Below are 16,423 nucleotides of genomic sequence, written 5' to 3' on the forward strand. Positions count from 1 at the left end.
TATTTCTGGACCTAACGGAACAGCTGGAAAGTGCGTGACACCTCATAGCCGACAATCGACTGCTTGCTCGATACGGTGTTGTAGTAGAGATAGTACAGCACCATCAGAATGGTGACAGCCACGGCAAGCACCTTCTTCAGCTTTCTGGTTTCCCAGATACACAGCGAAATAAGCACCGGCTCAACCTGCAGCAAATAGTTCGCCAGACGACCACCGGAAGCGTAATCCTGTAGCGCCATCCTCAGGCCACTGCCGATGGCAAAAGTGATCACCAGAATGTAATAGGTATTAAACTTTTCCGGGTCGAAATTTTTAATTTTATCGCTCAGCAACATGTAGCTGAAGATAAAGACGAAGCCGATATTCTTCAGGTTCGACAGGGTCAGAATACCCTGTTCCTGGCGTGAATCGGCATCGGCATAGCCCATGGCCCTGTCGCCCAGCGCACCGAGGTGGCTGGAGAGCGCGGCGATCAGCGCCGAACTGCCGAGAAACGCCAGCGGCAGGCTGGCGACCACGATGGCAATCGGGATGTATTTGTTTTTGCGCACAATCATCGCCAGCGGAATCAGCAGCGCGACAATCGCGGTGGCGTGGCTGATAAACGACAGGATGAAGGTGGTGATCATGCCAGACTTGCTGCGCCGCGACATGTGCCAGACGAAGCCCATTAAAAACGCCGAACATAAACCGAAGCGAATCTGGTTCATGTCTTTGTTGATAAACAGGTGCGCAGAGTAGACGGCGAGGGCCACCAGCGGCAGCGGTGTCAGCTTACGGAAGTAGTGCGCGTTGACACCAACAGCGATGACCGCGAAGACAAAGATGAAAATGTCCGGATTAGCGGTAAAGATGCGTGTCGCACCGGCAATGGCGTAAATGGCTGGTTCATAACGGAATTCCACGACCGCACGCCAGAAACCTTCGATAATAATTTTATCGATAAACTGGGCATAGAAGTCGCGATACTGGAAGTCATCAAGGCCGGTTCCCAGGCCACGAATACCGCCAAAAGTAAAAAGTACTACAACGGCAACAAAATAAAGCCACGTCCTGATTTGCGCTGTGTTTTCATTTTTACTTAACATGATTTCGACAATAGCGACGAAAGTCAGGCTAAGACTTATGATCCAGTAAATTCCCATGGTCACAGATTCTTATAGTTTAAAATTCACTTATAACATACGGTCTTGTTAACGTAAACATGAGAAAAGTCTAATTTTTTCTGGTCCGATATTATATTGAATAGGTTTTGCCATATTTATTTGCTACCGTTTCCACAGACATTTTTCGATGAGTATGTTTTTTTCATTATCTCGCGGGGAGCCGGAGCGTCACTGAGCGATTTTATCCGCTCAGTTTGACTTTTGTTACTGTTTTTATTCAGGATTTGGAGCCAGTGCGATGAGAGGGTTGCGCATATTTAGCCTGTTTTTTTTACTGTATCTTCCTGCCGCGTTTGCCAATAAGGAAATTCCGATCTGGCCAGATGAAGTGTCAGCAAATAATAAATTTATTAATTTTAGTAAAAACCCGGCCATTAATAATCGGGCTGTTACCCACGTCGATGCGCCACAAATGATTTATGTTCCGGCAACGGGAAAAAATAATCATGCGGCGGTGCTAATCATTCCCGGTGGGGGTTTTTCTTATATTATGAAAGATCTCGAAGGGCTGGATGTTGCCAACGTGCTCAGCAAGCAGGGCTACGCTTCATTTGTGTTAATTTATCGTCTGCCACACGACGGTTCAGCGCAGTATCGCCAGCAGGCTTTTGCCGACACCCAGCGAGCGCTGCGGCTGATTCGGGCCAATGCGCAGCAGTACCAGGTGGCGCCTGACCGCATTGGCGTGATGGGCTTTTCCGCCGGTGCCTTTCTCGCCGCCAATCTGAGCAACACTCCCGATGAAGCTAACTATCAGGCCGTCGATGCGCAGGATAAGGTGTCGGCGCGCCCGGATTTCAGCGCGCTTATCTATCCGGTGCTGTCGCTGAAACAGGGCGTGACCCACCCAGGCACGCGCGCGGCGCTGTACGGAAAAGATCTCAGTGCCCAGCAAATGGCGCAGCTTTCACAGGAAGATCGCGTCAGCGCACACACGCCGCCGACTTTTCTGGTGCAGGCGCTGAACGACGGCACCGCCTCACCGCAAAACGCGCTGGGCATGTTCAGCGCACTGCGGCAGAACAAGGTCAACGTGGAGCTGCATCTGTTCCAGCAGGGCGGTCATGGCTTTGGCACCGGGCAGAAGCAACATCTACCGGTGCAAAACTGGCTCACCCTGTTTCACGCCTGGCAAAGCAGCCTGGTGAAGCGGTAAGCGGGATGCGCCGCGGTAACGCAGATGCCGCAGAGGAAACGGAATTCCTCCCTGGGCAGTTATACGGTGTCTGCCAGCTCACCGTCGGTTAGCCTGGCAAGGATTTGATGATAACTGCTGCACAGCAACTTACCGATCAACACACGGTTATGGTTACCGGCCTGAGCGAGAGGGTGAGCGCTACGTCAAACGGCTGTGTCTCGATAACTCTTTGCAGACGATTTATGAGGCTTCCATTTGATTGCGGTGCACGAAAGCAAATAAATCACTCATGGTTTTGCAGTGCAGTTTATCCATTAACCGGCTTTTATAAGTGCTGACGGTTTTATTACTGACGCCCATCCGCGCTGCGATGCGCATATTATTCAGGCCCTTAATAATGTGATGAAAAACCTGAAACTCCTGTGGTGACAATGATTCAATCATTTTTTTCTCCGCCAGCGTGCTTTCCTGCTCCATTTGCTGCATAAAACCGCCCAGCGGGAAATAACCGTAACCACGTTGTGTCGCCTGAATAGCAGTTGCGATCTCTGGCATATCGGTTTTTTTACTGACAAAGCCATTGGCGCCGCTGCGCAGGCTCTGCACGGCATACACGTTTTCATTTTTCCCGGAGATAACGATGATTTTTCCTGGAAAACTCTGATCGCGCAACGACTTAACCACTTCAATTCCGTCCAGCGACGGCAGGTCGATATCAATGATGACGATATCCGGCTGCTGCTGCTGAATCAGCGTTACCGCTTCCCGGCCATCGGCGCTTTCGGCCAGCACCGTATGTCCATTTTGTTCCAGCAAATAACGAACGGCCATCCGCGCGATCGGATGGTCATCAACCACAACGACCTGAGCCATAGTTAACCTTTTCCTGATGAGTGAATGACAGGTCAAACTTTAGCCGCTCGTTTAATTTTATATATTGCGTATGATCAAGAACAATAAAATAATTATTTGTAGTCTATGTCCTACAAGATTAAATTAATTATAAAAGGGAAATGGTTATTCCGCCTTGAGGAGTTATCTTTCCTGGTGGGAAATAAATATTCCCTTTCTGTCACTCACTTCGTTAATTAACTTATGCCCAATCGCCTTTTCATCGTAATTTCTTATACTGTGGCGGTTTGCCTTTTCCCATTTGGCAGCCTGATTAACGCGGATGCCTGGTCAGGGCGTCATCTACGCTCAGCCGGGATAAATTGTTGCCGCCAGCGTGGTTTGCTACAGTAGCGGGAATTTCAGAGGAAACGTCCATGCCACGCGATAACCGCCTGTCCCGCTCGCTGCACGCGCTCATTCATCTTGATCGTCACGTTAAACGCGCTACTTCCGATGCCATGGCAAAAATGCTCGGCACCAATCCGGTGGTGGTGCGTCGCATGATGTCGGGGTTGCGAGAAAAGGGATATCTGGTGTCGGAAAAGGGGCACGGCGGCGGCTGGGAGCTGCGTGCGGACCTGCACGATATCACGCTGCTGGATGTGTACCAGGCCATCGGCTCACCGGCGCTGTTCAGTATTGGCCCGGCAGCCGATCCTTCGCCCTGCCTGGTGGAACATGCGGTGGACGCCCGGCTCGACCAGGCGCTGGGTGAAGCCGAAGCGCTACTGCTGCAGCGCTTCAGCCAGATTACCGTGGCGGACATCGCCGACGATTACCTGCAAAAAATGGCCAGCCTTGGGCTGGATCCGCACACCTTTCCGCGCTGCAGCGACTAGCCGGCGCGGCCGTTAATCCTGCTTCTGCAATTTGATCTGTGCGTCATGCTTCATCACATGCGTGGTGACGGCGGCCTGAAACACTTTAAACATCATACCGCTGACAAACGTGGTCAGCGTCAGCGTAATGAAGGCTGTCATGATCCAGTCGACCAGCGGCCAACCGCTGTTCAGCAGCGTTGGGTGATAAATCAGCATCGCGGCAAACACTACCCAATGGCTCAGGCAATAGAAACAGTGAAACAGATGACCGAGCAAGGCGTGTTTGCGTGCGGTCCAGGCGCGCAAACCGGCAAACAGTTCGGTCTGCGTCATGGTCATCGCGATGCTGGCTGAGGCCAGCGCAATCGCCAGGCACACACCCGTGTCAGAGAGTAAAAAGGCATGCATATATTTTCTCCTTTGTGACGATTGGTGCAGCGGAAAGAGCGGCTGCTTATCCATAATGTAACTTACAATATTACATGATGTGCGCTGGCGCAACAGCGTGTTCTCCCCGCCAGAGTAGTGGCATGTAAATTGGCGAGTTATCGCTATTTATTGGCTTTATGCGCAAACACAGCCAGTCATCCTGTTTTTACAATGTCGCAGATTGAGTCGCACCACGGCATCAGGAGGAGAGGATGGATATTCACGCAGCCTTTATGCATCAGCTGATGATGTGGATAGAGGCGAATATTGAACAAAAGCTCATGCTGGAGACGGTCGCACGGCGGGCCGGTTATTCGCAGTGGCATCTGCAGCGGCTGTTCCGCAACTACACTGGCGTGGCGCTGGGAGCCTATATCCGTGAACGTAAGCTAACGGCTTCCGTCATCACTCTGCTCAGCAGTAATACGTCGCTGATGCAGATTGCGCTGCAGTTTGGCTTCGATTCACAGCAAACCTACTGCCGCACCTTTCGGCGCATGTTTGACCTGCCGCCGGGCGCGTTTCGCCGCAAATACCGGCACAGCCTGCCACCGATTGACGGTCCGGCTAGCCTGCTGATGCTGCATTCGCAGAGTCGGCTGGCGTCGTAAAGTATTTGCCTGGCGTTGAGCCGAAGGCGGCGCGAAACGCGCTGATATAGCTGCTGACGCTGTCGAAGCCCACCTGCCAGGCAACCTGCTGCACGCTGTGGCCGGCCGCAAGCCCTTCCAGCGATTTCAGCAGGCGCGATACCTGACGATATTTACTCAGGCTCATGCCGACCGCGCTCGACCAGTGGCGACTCAGGCTGCGCGCGCTCAGACCAGCCCACTGCGCCAGCTCCGGCCCGGTGCGTGTATCAGCCGGATCGTCCATCAGCAGGCGTGCAATCTGCCGCAGACGCGGCTCATCCGGCAGCGGCAGGGTGAGTTCCTGCGGCGTGGATTCGTACAGTTCATCAAGAAACACCTGACCCAGCCGGGTATAGCGCGCGCTGCTCCACAGTTCAGGCTCCAGCACCGCCAGCCGTTCTGCCAGCGGCTCCAGCACGGTCGGGCAGGAGAGCAGCACCGGCCGATCCGGCAGCGGTGCAGCCAGCGCTTCGTCAATCAGTACCGTCCAGCCCAGCACGCGTCCCGGCCCGACAAGGGCATGGTCAAACCACGGCGGAATCCAGCCGACCAGCCGCGGCGGATTAGCAAAAATGCCCGACGAGGTGTTCACCGTCATCAATCCCTGGCGCAGGCAAAACAGCTGTCCGGCGGCATGACGATGCGTGCGTCGCTCGCGATCCAGCTCCTTCGACAGTGACACGGCAATAACTTTAGGCGCATCTGGCCGCATCAGCCGCTGGCGCAGCTCTTCCTTACGCGGATCGCCAGAGAACGGAAGGTTGTCGGATGGATGGATGAGCATGGCTGGGCCTGAGTGGTGAGTGGCGGAAGATCACAGGAGTCGAACCTGCCCGGGACCGCTGGCGGCCCCAACCGGATTTGAAATCCGGCCGCCTCACCGGAGACGACGATCTTCCTTTGAAGATGCCGCGCAGTATAGCGGCAATTGGCGGCAAAATCTTGATCGCAGCGGGGCGTTATTGCACCTTCTCGCCGTGATGCTGTCGATACTCCTTTGGCGTGGTGGCGTAGCTTTTCTTAAACACCGAATAGAAGTACTGCAGGGAAGGATAGCCGCACATCTGCGAAATTTCATTAATATTCAATGAAGAGCAGGCCAGCAGTTCACGCGCTTTTTCCAGCTTTTCGCGGTGAATCATGGCGTGAATGGTATCGCCGGTCTCATCGCGAAAACGCTTTTCCAGATTGGAGCGCGACATGCCAATCGCATCCAGCACCTGTTCGACCTTGATGCCTTTACAGGCGTTAAAGCGGATGTAATGCATCGCCTGAATCACCGCCGGATCGCGCAGCGAGCGAAAATCGGTAGAGCGGCGGGCAATGACTTTTACCGGCGGCACCAGAATACGTTGCAACGGCAGCGTTTGCCGATCGAGCAGGCGATGCAACAGCTTGGCGGCCTGATAACCCATCTGGCGCGTGCCCTGGGCCACCGAAGAGAGCGCCACGCGGGACAGATAGCGCGTCAGCTCTTCGTTATCGATGCCGATTACGCTGAGCTTCTCCGGCACCGGAATTTTCAGGTGTTCACAAGCCTGCAGCAAATGACGCGCACGCGCGTCGGTCACCGCGATAATGCCGGTCTGCGGCGGCAGCGTTTGCAGCCAGTCGGCGAGGCGGTTTTGCGCGTGCTGCCAGTTTTCCGGCGCGGTTTCCATCCCCTGATACACCACGCCCTGGTAGCGCTCGCGCATCACCAGCTGGCGAAACGCCTGCTCGCGCTCTTGCGCCCAGCGTTTGCCGCTGGCGGCGGGCAGGCCGTAAAACGCAAAGCGATTAATGCCTTTCTCTTTCAGGTGCAGAAAGGCACTCTCCACCAGCGCAGCGTTGTCGGTGGCGATGTAGTGCACCGGCGGATAATCCTGCTGGCGGTGATAGGAGCCACCAACGCCGACAATCGGCACCGGCACATTGCTGAGCAGGCTCTCGATTGAGCTGTCGTCGTAATCCGCAATGACGCCGTCTCCCAGCCATTCGCGGATGTTGTCGATGCGGCAGCGGAAATCCTCTTCAATGAAGATATCCCAGTCGGTTTGCGAAGCCTGCAGATACTCGCCGACCCCTTCCACTACCTGGCGGTCATACACCTTGTTGGCGTTAAACAGCAGCGTAATACGGTAACGTTTTTCGTGCATCGTGGCGCGCTCCCTTAAACCTGTTGCGCATTGCATAGCACGGCGGAAAAGGCAGCAGAAATTGTTTGCGCCACATTGTGATCGCCCACGCGATTACACCCGGCGGCGCGTAGCCGTATCCATCCACACCGCCAGCAGTAAAATCGCCCCTTTGACGATGTACTGCCAGAAGGTCGGCACGTCCATCATGCTCATGCCGTTATCCAGAGACGCCATGATGAAGGCGCCCATCACCGCGCCGGCCACCGAACCGACGCCGCCCGCCAGGCTGGTGCCGCCAATCACGCAGGCAGCGATGGCGTCCAGTTCGGCAATATTGCCCGCCGAGGGCGAGCCAGCACCAAGGCGTGAGCTGAGGATCAGGCCGGCAATAGCCACCATGACGCCGTTGATGGCGAACACCGCCAGCTTGGTGCGTGCCACGTTGATGCCCGACAGGCGCGCTGCATCAATGTTGCCGCCGATGGCGTAAATCCGTCGTCCGAAGGCGGTGCGCGTGGCCATAAACATGCCGCCGAGCAGCAGCAGTGCCAGCAGCAGGACCGGTGTCGGCACGCCGCGGTAATCGTTCAGTAACCAGATGGCACCCAGCACCAGAACAGCGGTAATCGCCTGGCGTGCCACTGTGCCGCTGGCGGCCGGTTGTGATAACCCCAGCTGCTGGCGACGCAGCCGCAGCCGCCATTGCCAGAGAATAAACAGCGCCAGACCGGCGAAGCCGAAGCCAAAGCCAACACCGCCCGGCAAATAGCTTTGCCCGATCTGCGACATCGCCGGCGTTGTTGGCGCTACGGTGGTGCCATCGGTGATACCAACCAGAATGCCGCGAAACGCCAGCATGCCCGCCAGCGTGACGATGAACGAGGGCACTTTACGGTACGCGACCCACCAGCCATTCCAGGTGCCCAGCAACAGGCCAAGCACCAGCGTTACCACGATGGTCAGCGGCAGCGGCCAGCCGAGCCAGACGTCAAAGATGGCTGCGGCACCGCCCAGCAGGCCCATCATCGAACCGACGGAAAGGTCGATCTCCGCCGAGATAATGACAAACACCATGCCCACCGCGAGGATGCCGGTGATGGCGGTCTGGCGCAGCAGGTTAGAGACGTTGCGTGGGCTAAGCCAGGCACCGTCGGTGGTCCAGGTGAAGAACAGAGCGATAAGCACAATCGCTCCCAGCATCACCAGCACCTGCAGATTGAAGCGCGGAAACTTGCCCGGCGCTGGCTTGCCCGGGGTACCGGACAGGCTCTGGCTACTTTCAGTTTTAAGCATAATGTTCGCTCCGCAGGGCAGCTTCCATGACCTGCTCCTGAGTCAGGTTGTCGTTAATCAGATCGGCTTTGATTTGCCCTTCGTGCATCACCAATACGCGGTCGCTCAGACCCAGCACTTCAGGCAGTTCGGAGGAGATAACAATCACCGCGATGCCCTGCTGCACCAGCGCGTTAATCAGCAGATAGATCTCCTGGCGAGCGCCGACGTCGATGCCGCGCGTCGGTTCATCCAGAATCAAAATGCGCGGATTGAGCAGCAGGCATTTGGCGAGGATCGCTTTTTGCTGATTGCCCCCGCTGAGGCGGCCAATCGCCAGCTCGGGTGAGGAGGTTTTGACACGCAGACGGCGGATAGCATCGTTGATCGCCTGCTGCTCCTGGGCTTCATCCAGCGTGGAGAAGCGATGGCTGTATTGATCCAGCGCGGCCAGCGTGATGTTTTTCCCCACGCCCATCAGTGGCACGATGCCATCTTTTTTCCGGTCCTCCGGCACCATGGCGATGCCGTGCGCAATCGCTGCCCGGCAATCGTCGATCTTCACCTGCTGGCCATCAATCCAGATTTCGCCCTGCCAGCGACCGGGCCAGACACCAAACAGGCACTGGACCGTTTCGGTGCGTCCTGCGCCCACCAGCCCGGCAATACCGAGAATTTCGCCGCGCTTCAGGCTGAAGGACACATTATTAACGCGGCGCACGTGGCGGTTGACCGGATGCCAGGCAGTAAGGTTTTCCACTTTCAGTACCGTTTCGCCGATCTCGTGCGGCTGGTGCGGATAAAGTGCGGTGAGCTCACGACCCACCATCATCGTGATGATGTCATCTTCACTCAGCCCGGCCGCTGGCCGTGTGGCGATGTGCTGACCATCGCGGATCACACAGATGGTGTCCGAAATTGCTTTGACCTCATTAAGCTTGTGGGAGATGTAGATGCAGGCAATACCGTGCTCGCGCAGGTTAGTGATAATCCCAAGCAGCACTTCGGTTTCCTGTTCGGTGAGCGACGAGGTCGGCTCATCAAGGATTAGCAATCGCACCTGCTTATTCAGCGCCCGCGCGATCTCTACCAGCTGCTGCTGGCCGAGGCCGAGCTCACCAACTTTGGTGGCAGGCGAAACCTTAAGTTTGACCCGCTCCAGCAGCTGCTGGCAGCGCAGCGTCATGGTTTCATCATCGACCATACCGAAGCGACCCAGCTCGGCACCGAGGAAAATGTTCTCCATGACCGTAAGCTGCCGCACCAGCGCCAGCTCCTGATGAATAATCACAATGCCTTTGCGCTCGGTGTCGCGGATGGTTTGCGCCTCAATGCGATCGCCGGCAAAGCGAATTTCGCCGTCAAATTCGCCGTGCGGATAAAGCCCGCACAGCACTTTCATCAGCGTCGATTTGCCCGAGCCGTTCTCACCGCACAGCGACATGACTTCACCGGCTTCGAGCCGCAGGCTGACCGCATCCAGCGCTTTCACCGCGCCGAAACGCTTGGTGATGTTGTTCATTTCCAGCAGCATCGATCTGCTCCTTCGCGTTTCAGGCGCTTAGAGTTCGCTCTGTTTATGGAAGCCGTCTTTCACCACGGTGCTTTCGATGTTGTCTTTATTGACCGGAATCGGCTTCAGCAGGCGCGACGGCACCTCTTTCAGGCCATTATTCAGCTTGCTGTTGCTGGCGGGGGTTTTGCCGTCGCCCAGTTCCACCGCAATTTTTGCCGCTTCGGTGGCAAGTTCGGTGATGGGTTTGTACACCGTCATGGTTTGCGTGCCGTTCATGATGCGTTTGATGGCGGCGAGATCGGCGTCCTGACCGGAAATGGCGACTTTGCCCGCCAGTCCCTGCGCGCTCAGCGCCTGAATGGCCCCACCGGCGGTGGCATCGTTGGAGGCAACGACGGCATCAATGTGGTTGCTGTTAGCGGTCAGCGCGTTTTCCATTATTTTCAGCGCATTCTCTGGCAGCCAGGCATCAACCCACTGATCGCCCACCACTTTAATGCTGCCGTTATCGATGTAAGGTTTTAACACCTTCATCTGGCCGGCACGGAACAGACGCGCGTTATTATCCACCGGCGATCCGCCCATCAAAAAGTAGTTCCCTTTAGGTACCTGTTTAACCAGACTTTCGGCCTGCAGTTCGCCGACTTTTTCATTATCAAACGAGATATAAAAATCGATGTCGGCATTATTAATCATGCGGTCATAAGCGAGCACTTTAATGCCTTCGCGTTTCGCTTCGGCCACCACATTACTCAATACCTGACCGTTATAAGGAATGATGACCAGCACATCGACACCGCGGTTGATCATATTTTCAATCTGCGAGATTTGCGTCTCTTCATTGCCGTTGGCCGACTGGACAAATACTTTGGCCCCAGACTTTTCCGCCTGGCTGACAAAAATGTCCCGGTCTTTCTGCCAGCGTTCCAGACGTAAATCATCGATCGCCATACCGATTTTCACTTCTTTCGCCAGCCCGGCGTGGCTGAACAGGGCCAGTGCAGCGCTGAGGGCTAACAGCGTGTGTCTCATTTTCATCATGGTCATCCTGTAGGTTGAGGCTATTGTCGTTGTAAGGCTATGAACCAGGGCGGATGAATTGTTGCCCCGCGACGTGAACAACATCAATTACTGATTTTTATCCTGCTATTACGTTTTTTTGTTTATTTGTGATTCTTTGAGCGCGATCGAAATTTTACGCGGCCATCTGTTAAATCTTGCAGCGGCGCTGCGCGCCGGTACGCGATGTAATTAAATACATGGATTTGCGAGCTGCCGCACAAATAATAATTATCTTAAGTTCAGTGTGAAATATCGTAATTGAGCTGAACGCTTACGCCTCCGCAAAATAACGCTTCACTGCTGACCATTCGGGTCTGATGCTAAGGAGCACAACATGCACGCTTATTTCGACCAGCTTGAGCGCGTTGGTTATGAAGGGGCCAATACCACTAACGCACTGGCGTTTCGTCATTACAATCCGCAGGAAGTGATTCTGGGTAAAACCATGGCGGAACACCTGCGTTTTGCCGCCTGTTACTGGCACACGTTCTGCTGGAATGGGGCGGATATGTTCGGTGTGGGTGCCTTTGAGCGCCCGTGGCAGAAAAATGGCGATGCGCTGCAGCTGGCGAAGCTCAAAGCGGATGTCGCGTTCGAGTTCTTTTACAAACTCAACGTGCCCTATTACTGCTTCCATGATGTCGATGTGTCACCGGAAGGTGATTCGCTGCGCAGCTACCAGGAAAACCTGGCGGTAATGACCGATAAGCTGCTGGAAAAACAGCAGGAAACCGGCGTCAGATTGCTGTGGGGCACCGCGAACTGCTTTACGCATCCCCGCTATGCGGCCGGCGCGGCGACCAGCCCGGATCCGGAAATTTTCGCCTGGGCAGCCAGCCAGGTGTGCAGCGCGATGCAGGCGACGCAGACGCTGGGCGGTGAAAACTATGTGCTGTGGGGCGGACGCGAAGGATACGAGACGCTGCTGAATACCGATCTGCGGCAGGAGCGCGAGCAGATCGGGCGCTTCATGCAGATGGTGGTGGAGCACAAGCATAAAATCGGTTTCCAGGGGATGCTGCTGATTGAGCCGAAGCCGCAGGAGCCGACTAAACACCAGTACGACTTTGATGTCGCGACGGTCTACGGTTTCCTCCGGCAGTTTGGCCTGGAAAAAGAGATCAAAGTGAATGTGGAAGCCAACCATGCCACGCTGGCGGGTCACTCTTTCCACCATGAAATTGCGACGGCGATTGCACTGGGCATCTTCGGTTCGGTCGATGCCAACCGCGGTGACAGCCAGTGCGGCTGGGATACCGACCAGTTCCCGAACAGCGTCGAAGAAAACGCGCTGGTGATGTACGAGATCCTCAAAGCGGGCGGGTTCACCACCGGCGGCTTAAACTTTGATGCCAAAGTACGGCGCCAGAGCACCGACAAATACGATCTGTTTTATGGCCACATCGGCGCGATGGATACCATGGCGCTGGCGCTGAAAGTGGCGGCGCGTATGGTGAGCGATGGCGAGCTGGATAAGCGCGTGGCGCAGCGCTATAGCGGCTGGAATGGTGAGTTCGGCCAGCAAATTCTGAAAGGCGAGTTTTCTCTTGCCTCGCTGGCGGCGCATGCTCAGCAGCAGCAACTCAATCCGCAGCATCGCAGCGGACGCCAGGAGCAGCTGGAAAATCTGGTGAATCACTATCTGTATAATTTCTAACCCATCGGGAGCGAAGCATGGTTATCGGGATCGATTTAGGCACCTCCGGCGTTAAAGTGGCGCTGCTGGATGCGCACGGCCAGGTTCAGGCCACGGCCAGCGCGCCGCTGCAGGTGACGCGTCCGCAGCCGCTATGGAGCGAACAGGATCCCGAAAGCTGGTGGCAGGCCACCGATAGTGCTATGCAGGCGCTGGCGCAGCAGCACGATTTACGCCACGTCAGCGCTATCGGCTTTAGCGGCCAGATGCACGGCGCGACGCTGCTGGACGCCGCGCATCAGGTGTTGCGTCCGGCGATACTGTGGAATGATGGGCGCAGCAGCGCGCAGTGCCACGAGCTGGAGCAGTGCGTGCCGACGTCGCGTCAGATTACCGGCAACCTGATGATGCCGGGTTTTACCGCGCCCAAATTGTTGTGGGTGCAGCAGCATGAACCGGCGATATTTGCGCAGGTAGCAAAAGTGCTGCTGCCGAAAGATTATCTGCGCTGGCGGATGAGCGGCGATTTCGCCACCGATATGTCAGATGCGGCCGGAACAATGTGGCTGGATGTGGCACAGCGCGACTGGAGCGATGCAATGCTGGCGGCGTGCGGGCTGAACCGCAGCCACATGCCGCAGCTGTTTGAAGGCAACCAGATTACCGGCACGCTGCTGCCGGAAATTGCGGCGCGCTGGGGGATGGAGCCGGTGCCGCTGGTGGCCGGCGGCGGCGACAATGCGGCTGGTGCCGTGGGCGTTGGCATGGTTGAGCCAGGGCAGGGCATGCTGTCGCTCGGCACCTCCGGCGTCTATTTTCTGGTGAGCGAAGGCTATCTCAGCAATCCGCAACGCGCCGTGCACAGTTTCTGTCATGCGCTGCCGCAGCGCTGGCATCTGATGTCAGTGATGCTGAGTGCCGCCGCCTGTCTGGACTGGGCCGCTGCACTGACCGGCTGCGATGATGTGCCGCACCTGCTGGCCGAAGCTGAACGCGCCAGCGCCCAGGCCACGCCGGTGTGGTTTTTGCCTTACCTTTCCGGCGAGCGCACGCCGCACAATAATCCGCAGGCACAGGGGGCTTTCTTTGGCCTGACGCACCAGCACGGCCGGCCGGAACTGGCGCGCGCGGTGCTGGAAGGCGTGGGTTTTGCGCTGGCGGAAGGCATGGATGCGGTGCATGAGTGTGGCGTACTGCCCAACGCGGTGATGCTGATTGGCGGCGGTGCGCGCAGCGCGTACTGGCGGCAGATGCTGGCGGACATCAGCGGACTGACGCTGGATTATTGTCACGGCGGCGAGGTGGGACCGGCACTCGGTGCCGCGCGCCTGGCGCAGCTGGCGGTGGACCCGGCCAGCGAATGGCCGGCACCGGCGTTAGTGCAGCGCCATCAGCCAGACGCCGCGCAGTATCAGGCCTATCAGCCGCGCCGTGCGCGCTTTGCGCAGCTATACCAGCAGCTGTTGCCACTGATGTCCTGATTTGGCTGATGCATGGCCGGATGAGGTCGCAAGGCGTGAACAGAGTCGGGTATGATGGGAAGAATCGATGAAGATATGTGGCCGGATTTGGCTGCGCATCTTCGCCCATCGTTACCCCTTCATTGCCTGAGGAACCCACCATGCCGCAGCCCGTCTATTTTCTTGTCCTGCCGGGCGTCATGGCGCTCGACCTCACCGGGCCGGCAGAGACGCTGCAGCTGGCGGGCGGACATTTTGCGCTGCACTACATCGGCCCACAGGCGAGCGTTACCTGCTCGACCGGCATGACCATTGCGGATATTGCACCGCTGCCCGCCACGCTACCCGATAACAGTCTGCTGATTGTGCCTGGCGTGTTCGATTCCCGCATCTGGTTCGATACCGGGGCTGCCGGGCAGGCGCGCGACTGGCTGCGCCAGCAACACGGCGCGATTCATACGCGGCGCATTACCCTCGTGTGTATTTGCTCCGGCGCGCTGCTCTCCGCGCAGGCTGGCCTGCTGGATGGCGTACAGTGCACTACGCACCATGATGTGTTGCCGCGCCTGAAAGCTGCCGCGCCGGCTGCGCTGGTGAAAGACAACCGCGTGTTTGTGGAAGATGCCGGCATCTGGACCAGCGCGGGGATTACTGCGGGTATCGATCTGGCGCTGCACCTGATCAACCGTCTGTGCGGCGCGCGGCAGGCGCTAACGGTGGCGCGGGAGATGGTGGTGTGGTTCCGCCGCTCGGGTGACGATCCGCAACTGTCGCCGTGGCTGCGTTATCGTAATCATCTGCATCCGGCGATTCATCGCGCGCAGGACGCGATGATTGCGCATCCGGAACATGACTGGTCGCTGGGCGCGCTGGCCGAACGCGCCCACGTCAGCGAGCGCCATCTGACGCGCCTGTTTCGCCAGCATCTGGGTATCAGCGTGCGGGAATATCACGAGCAGCTGCGGCTGGTGATTGCGCGCCAGCGCCAGCAGCAGGGGGAGGCGGCGGAGAAAGCGGCGCTGGCCGCCGGCTTCTCCTCGGCACGCCAACTGCGTCGCGCCCGGCAGCGCTGGGACGATCAGCTCACCAGGTGATGCTTGTCCACGCGTTTTAGCAACATCGCCAGCAGCAGGCTGCCCAGCAGGGTTACGCCAAAGACCCACGGCAGATCGAGCCACGGCCGCGACATATCGTCGTAATGATGGGTACGCAGATAGTGAATGAACAGCGCATGGAAACCATAAATCGGCAGCGAATAGCGTGAAATGGTCGCCAGCAGCGGCAGCGGCCGGTGGTTCAGCACATTTTTAAACAGCACCAGCAGGCTTATCGCCGCGATAAACACCAGTGGGCCACAGTAAAGATACCAGGTGTCATTAAACGCGCCGTTAATCTTCAGCATCTGTCTGGTGCCGAGCGCGATACCGATGACGCAGGCGATAAAACTCAGCCCTGCCAGCCAGCTAATGCCGCGCCTGTCGGTATCCATCACGCCAATCGCCCGTCCAAGCAGCGCGTACAGCAGGTAGTAAATCGAGTCGCCGCTGACATACAGATTGACCGGCAGCCAGTGGAACGGCCCCAGCGACTGGCTGACGGTGTTCGGATTGGCGATCACCGCGAGGACCAGCACCAGCAGCGCCACGTAGCGCGGCGGCACGTTTTTCACCTGAATCAGCGGAGACAGCAGGTAAATGCCGATAATGGCGAAGAAGAACCACAGATGGTAGAACACTGGCTTCTGCAACAGCTTCAGCAGTGAGCGGCCTTCGCTGATTGGCGTCAGCCAGGTGATGTAGGCCAGCGCGACGGCGCTGTAGAACAGCAGGCACAGCACAATGCGCAGCAGATGGCGGCCCTGCGCGCTGCGTTCGCCAAAGAACAGATAACCGGAAATCATGAAGAACAGCGGCACGCAGACGCGCGAAGCCGAGTTAAGCAGATTGGCGACGTCCCAGCTGGGTCCGGTGACTGCCATCGGTCCGGTAATGTACCAGGTGGTGGTGTGAATGACGATCACCATCAGACAGGCGACCGCGCGTAAGTTATCAATCCAGCAGATTTTTTGCGACATGGCTTCCTCGTGCGTACTCCGTGCGAAGAAGGGTAGCCAGTGCACAGCGGGCCAACAACCCCCGCAGCCTGGATTTCGGAGCTCTCTGTTAACCGCCGCATAACCGCACCCGCCTGCGCCAGGATTTCCGGCTGCACAATGCGCGGTCAAAGGGTATACTGTCGCACTCTTTTTAAATCCACCCGTATCGCGTGCGAATTCAA

The 16,423-nt window shown here is 57.1% G+C and carries 15 protein-coding genes and 1 tRNA gene; 6 read left to right on the forward strand and 10 right to left on the reverse strand.

The genetic code is table 11. The annotated features are described in order from the left end of the window. Positions 1–11: 11 nt before the first annotated feature. The gene (locus CBW22_RS05150) at positions 12–1,088 is read right to left on the reverse strand and encodes an EpsG family protein (protein WP_223815726.1); all 1,077 of its coding nucleotides are present in this window, start codon (positions 1,086–1,088) and stop codon (positions 12–14) included. A 490-nt stretch (positions 1,089–1,578) separates the two neighbouring features. On the opposite strand from CBW22_RS05150, the gene CBW22_RS05155 reads away from it, so the two are divergent. Further along, a complete protein-coding gene (locus CBW22_RS05155; protein WP_369597188.1) occupies positions 1,579–2,322 on the forward strand; it encodes an alpha/beta hydrolase in 744 nt (247 codons plus the stop codon). Positions 2,323–2,544: 222 nt separating this feature from the next. On the opposite strand, the gene CBW22_RS05160 is transcribed toward CBW22_RS05155, so the two are convergent. Next, entirely contained in the window at positions 2,545–3,177 is a 633-nt protein-coding gene (locus tag CBW22_RS05160; protein ID WP_058758170.1) for a response regulator, read from the reverse strand. A gap of 395 nt (positions 3,178–3,572) precedes the next feature. On the opposite strand from CBW22_RS05160, the gene CBW22_RS05165 reads away from it, so the two are divergent. Further along, a complete protein-coding gene (locus CBW22_RS05165; RefSeq protein ID WP_088516177.1) occupies positions 3,573–4,037 on the forward strand; it encodes an Rrf2 family transcriptional regulator in 465 nt (154 codons plus the stop codon). Positions 4,038–4,049: 12 nt separating this feature from the next. Here the strand turns inward: CBW22_RS05165 and CBW22_RS05170 are convergent, their stop codons facing one another. Further along, positions 4,050–4,427 carry a hypothetical protein gene (locus tag CBW22_RS05170; RefSeq protein ID WP_021506874.1) on the reverse strand — a complete coding sequence of 126 codons (378 nt, stop codon included), beginning with the start codon at positions 4,425–4,427 and terminating at the stop codon, positions 4,050–4,052. A gap of 233 nt (positions 4,428–4,660) precedes the next feature. Here CBW22_RS05170 and CBW22_RS05175 point away from each other — a divergent pair, with 233 nt between their 5' ends. Next, complete coding sequence (locus tag CBW22_RS05175) at positions 4,661–5,059, forward strand: helix-turn-helix domain-containing protein (protein ID WP_088516178.1); 399 nt, start codon at positions 4,661–4,663, stop codon at positions 5,057–5,059. On the opposite strand, the gene CBW22_RS05180 is transcribed toward CBW22_RS05175, so the two are convergent. From CBW22_RS05180 to xylF, 6 genes are all read right to left on the reverse strand, one after another. After that, positions 5,016–5,864 (reverse strand): AraC family transcriptional regulator, encoded by an 849-nt coding sequence (locus tag CBW22_RS05180; protein WP_058781886.1) that lies wholly within the window; start codon positions 5,862–5,864, stop codon positions 5,016–5,018. The two genes, CBW22_RS05175 and CBW22_RS05180, sit on opposite strands and share 44 nt — an antisense overlap. A 20-nt stretch (positions 5,865–5,884) precedes the next feature. Continuing rightward, a tRNA-Sec gene (locus CBW22_RS05185) sits at positions 5,885–5,979 on the reverse strand. A 60-nt stretch (positions 5,980–6,039) separates the two neighbouring features. Next, entirely contained in the window at positions 6,040–7,218 is a 1,179-nt protein-coding gene (gene xylR / locus CBW22_RS05190; protein ID WP_088516179.1) for a D-xylose utilization transcriptional activator XylR, read from the reverse strand. A gap of 93 nt (positions 7,219–7,311) precedes the next feature. Next, positions 7,312–8,493, reverse strand: a complete 1,182-nt coding sequence (gene xylH / locus CBW22_RS05195) for a xylose ABC transporter permease XylH (RefSeq protein ID WP_058758166.1) — start codon at positions 8,491–8,493, stop codon at positions 7,312–7,314. Next, positions 8,486–10,006, reverse strand: a complete 1,521-nt coding sequence (locus tag CBW22_RS05200) for a xylose ABC transporter ATP-binding protein (RefSeq protein ID WP_088516180.1) — start codon at positions 10,004–10,006, stop codon at positions 8,486–8,488. The genes xylH and CBW22_RS05200 overlap by 8 nt, the downstream gene beginning before the upstream one ends. Before the next feature lie 27 nt (positions 10,007–10,033). Further along, the gene (gene xylF / locus CBW22_RS05205) at positions 10,034–11,026 is read right to left on the reverse strand and encodes a D-xylose ABC transporter substrate-binding protein (protein ID WP_058758164.1); all 993 of its coding nucleotides are present in this window, start codon (positions 11,024–11,026) and stop codon (positions 10,034–10,036) included. Positions 11,027–11,384: 358 nt separating this feature from the next. On the opposite strand from xylF, the gene xylA reads away from it, so the two are divergent. The 3 genes from xylA to CBW22_RS05220 all read left to right on the forward strand — a co-directional run bounded on the left by xylA (position 11,385) and on the right by CBW22_RS05220 (position 15,240). Continuing rightward, positions 11,385–12,707, forward strand: a complete 1,323-nt coding sequence (xylA, locus tag CBW22_RS05210) for a xylose isomerase (protein WP_088516181.1) — start codon at positions 11,385–11,387, stop codon at positions 12,705–12,707. A 17-nt stretch (positions 12,708–12,724) separates the two neighbouring features. Further along, on the forward strand, positions 12,725–14,167 hold the full coding sequence (gene xylB / locus CBW22_RS05215) for a xylulokinase (protein WP_088516182.1): 1,443 nt from the start codon (positions 12,725–12,727) through the stop codon (positions 14,165–14,167). A gap of 140 nt (positions 14,168–14,307) precedes the next feature. Further along, positions 14,308–15,240: a GlxA family transcriptional regulator gene (locus CBW22_RS05220; RefSeq protein WP_058770764.1), complete on the forward strand. Its 933-nt coding sequence runs from the start codon at positions 14,308–14,310 to the stop codon at positions 15,238–15,240. Here the strand turns inward: CBW22_RS05220 and CBW22_RS05225 are convergent. Further along, positions 15,225–16,220, reverse strand: coding sequence for an acyltransferase (locus CBW22_RS05225; protein ID WP_058758160.1), 996 nt, complete (start codon positions 16,218–16,220; stop codon positions 15,225–15,227). The genes CBW22_RS05220 and CBW22_RS05225 overlap by 16 nt on opposite strands. Between the last annotated feature and the right edge of the window lie 203 nt (positions 16,221–16,423).

It is taken from the genome of Pantoea sp. VS1 (assembly GCF_002207995.1).
Lineage (GTDB): Bacteria > Pseudomonadota > Gammaproteobacteria > Enterobacterales > Enterobacteriaceae > Pantoea > Pantoea dispersa.

Excerpts from the sequence above, each read along its gene's own strand:
- CBW22_RS05150 (WP_223815726.1), bottom strand. The coding sequence starts at position 1,088 with ATGTTAAGTAAAAATGAAAACACAGCGCAAATCAGGACGTGGCTTTAT.
- CBW22_RS05155 (WP_369597188.1), top strand. The coding sequence starts at position 1,579 with ATGATTTATGTTCCGGCAACGGGAAAAAATAATCATGCGGCGGTGCTA.
- CBW22_RS05160 (WP_058758170.1), bottom strand. The coding sequence starts at position 3,177 with ATGGCTCAGGTCGTTGTGGTTGATGACCATCCGATCGCGCGGATGGCC.
- CBW22_RS05165 (WP_088516177.1), top strand. The coding sequence starts at position 3,573 with ATGCCACGCGATAACCGCCTGTCCCGCTCGCTGCACGCGCTCATTCAT.
- CBW22_RS05170 (WP_021506874.1), bottom strand. The coding sequence starts at position 4,427 with ATGCATGCCTTTTTACTCTCTGACACGGGTGTGTGCCTGGCGATTGCG.
- CBW22_RS05175 (WP_088516178.1), top strand. The coding sequence starts at position 4,661 with ATGGATATTCACGCAGCCTTTATGCATCAGCTGATGATGTGGATAGAG.
- CBW22_RS05180 (WP_058781886.1), bottom strand. The coding sequence starts at position 5,864 with ATGCTCATCCATCCATCCGACAACCTTCCGTTCTCTGGCGATCCGCGT.
- xylR (WP_088516179.1), bottom strand. The coding sequence starts at position 7,218 with ATGCACGAAAAACGTTACCGTATTACGCTGCTGTTTAACGCCAACAAG.
- xylH (WP_058758166.1), bottom strand. The coding sequence starts at position 8,493 with ATGCTTAAAACTGAAAGTAGCCAGAGCCTGTCCGGTACCCCGGGCAAG.
- CBW22_RS05200 (WP_088516180.1), bottom strand. The coding sequence starts at position 10,006 with ATGCTGCTGGAAATGAACAACATCACCAAGCGTTTCGGCGCGGTGAAA.
- xylF (WP_058758164.1), bottom strand. The coding sequence starts at position 11,026 with ATGAAAATGAGACACACGCTGTTAGCCCTCAGCGCTGCACTGGCCCTG.
- xylA (WP_088516181.1), top strand. The coding sequence starts at position 11,385 with ATGCACGCTTATTTCGACCAGCTTGAGCGCGTTGGTTATGAAGGGGCC.
- xylB (WP_088516182.1), top strand. The coding sequence starts at position 12,725 with ATGGTTATCGGGATCGATTTAGGCACCTCCGGCGTTAAAGTGGCGCTG.
- CBW22_RS05220 (WP_058770764.1), top strand. The coding sequence starts at position 14,308 with ATGCCGCAGCCCGTCTATTTTCTTGTCCTGCCGGGCGTCATGGCGCTC.
- CBW22_RS05225 (WP_058758160.1), bottom strand. The coding sequence starts at position 16,220 with ATGTCGCAAAAAATCTGCTGGATTGATAACTTACGCGCGGTCGCCTGT.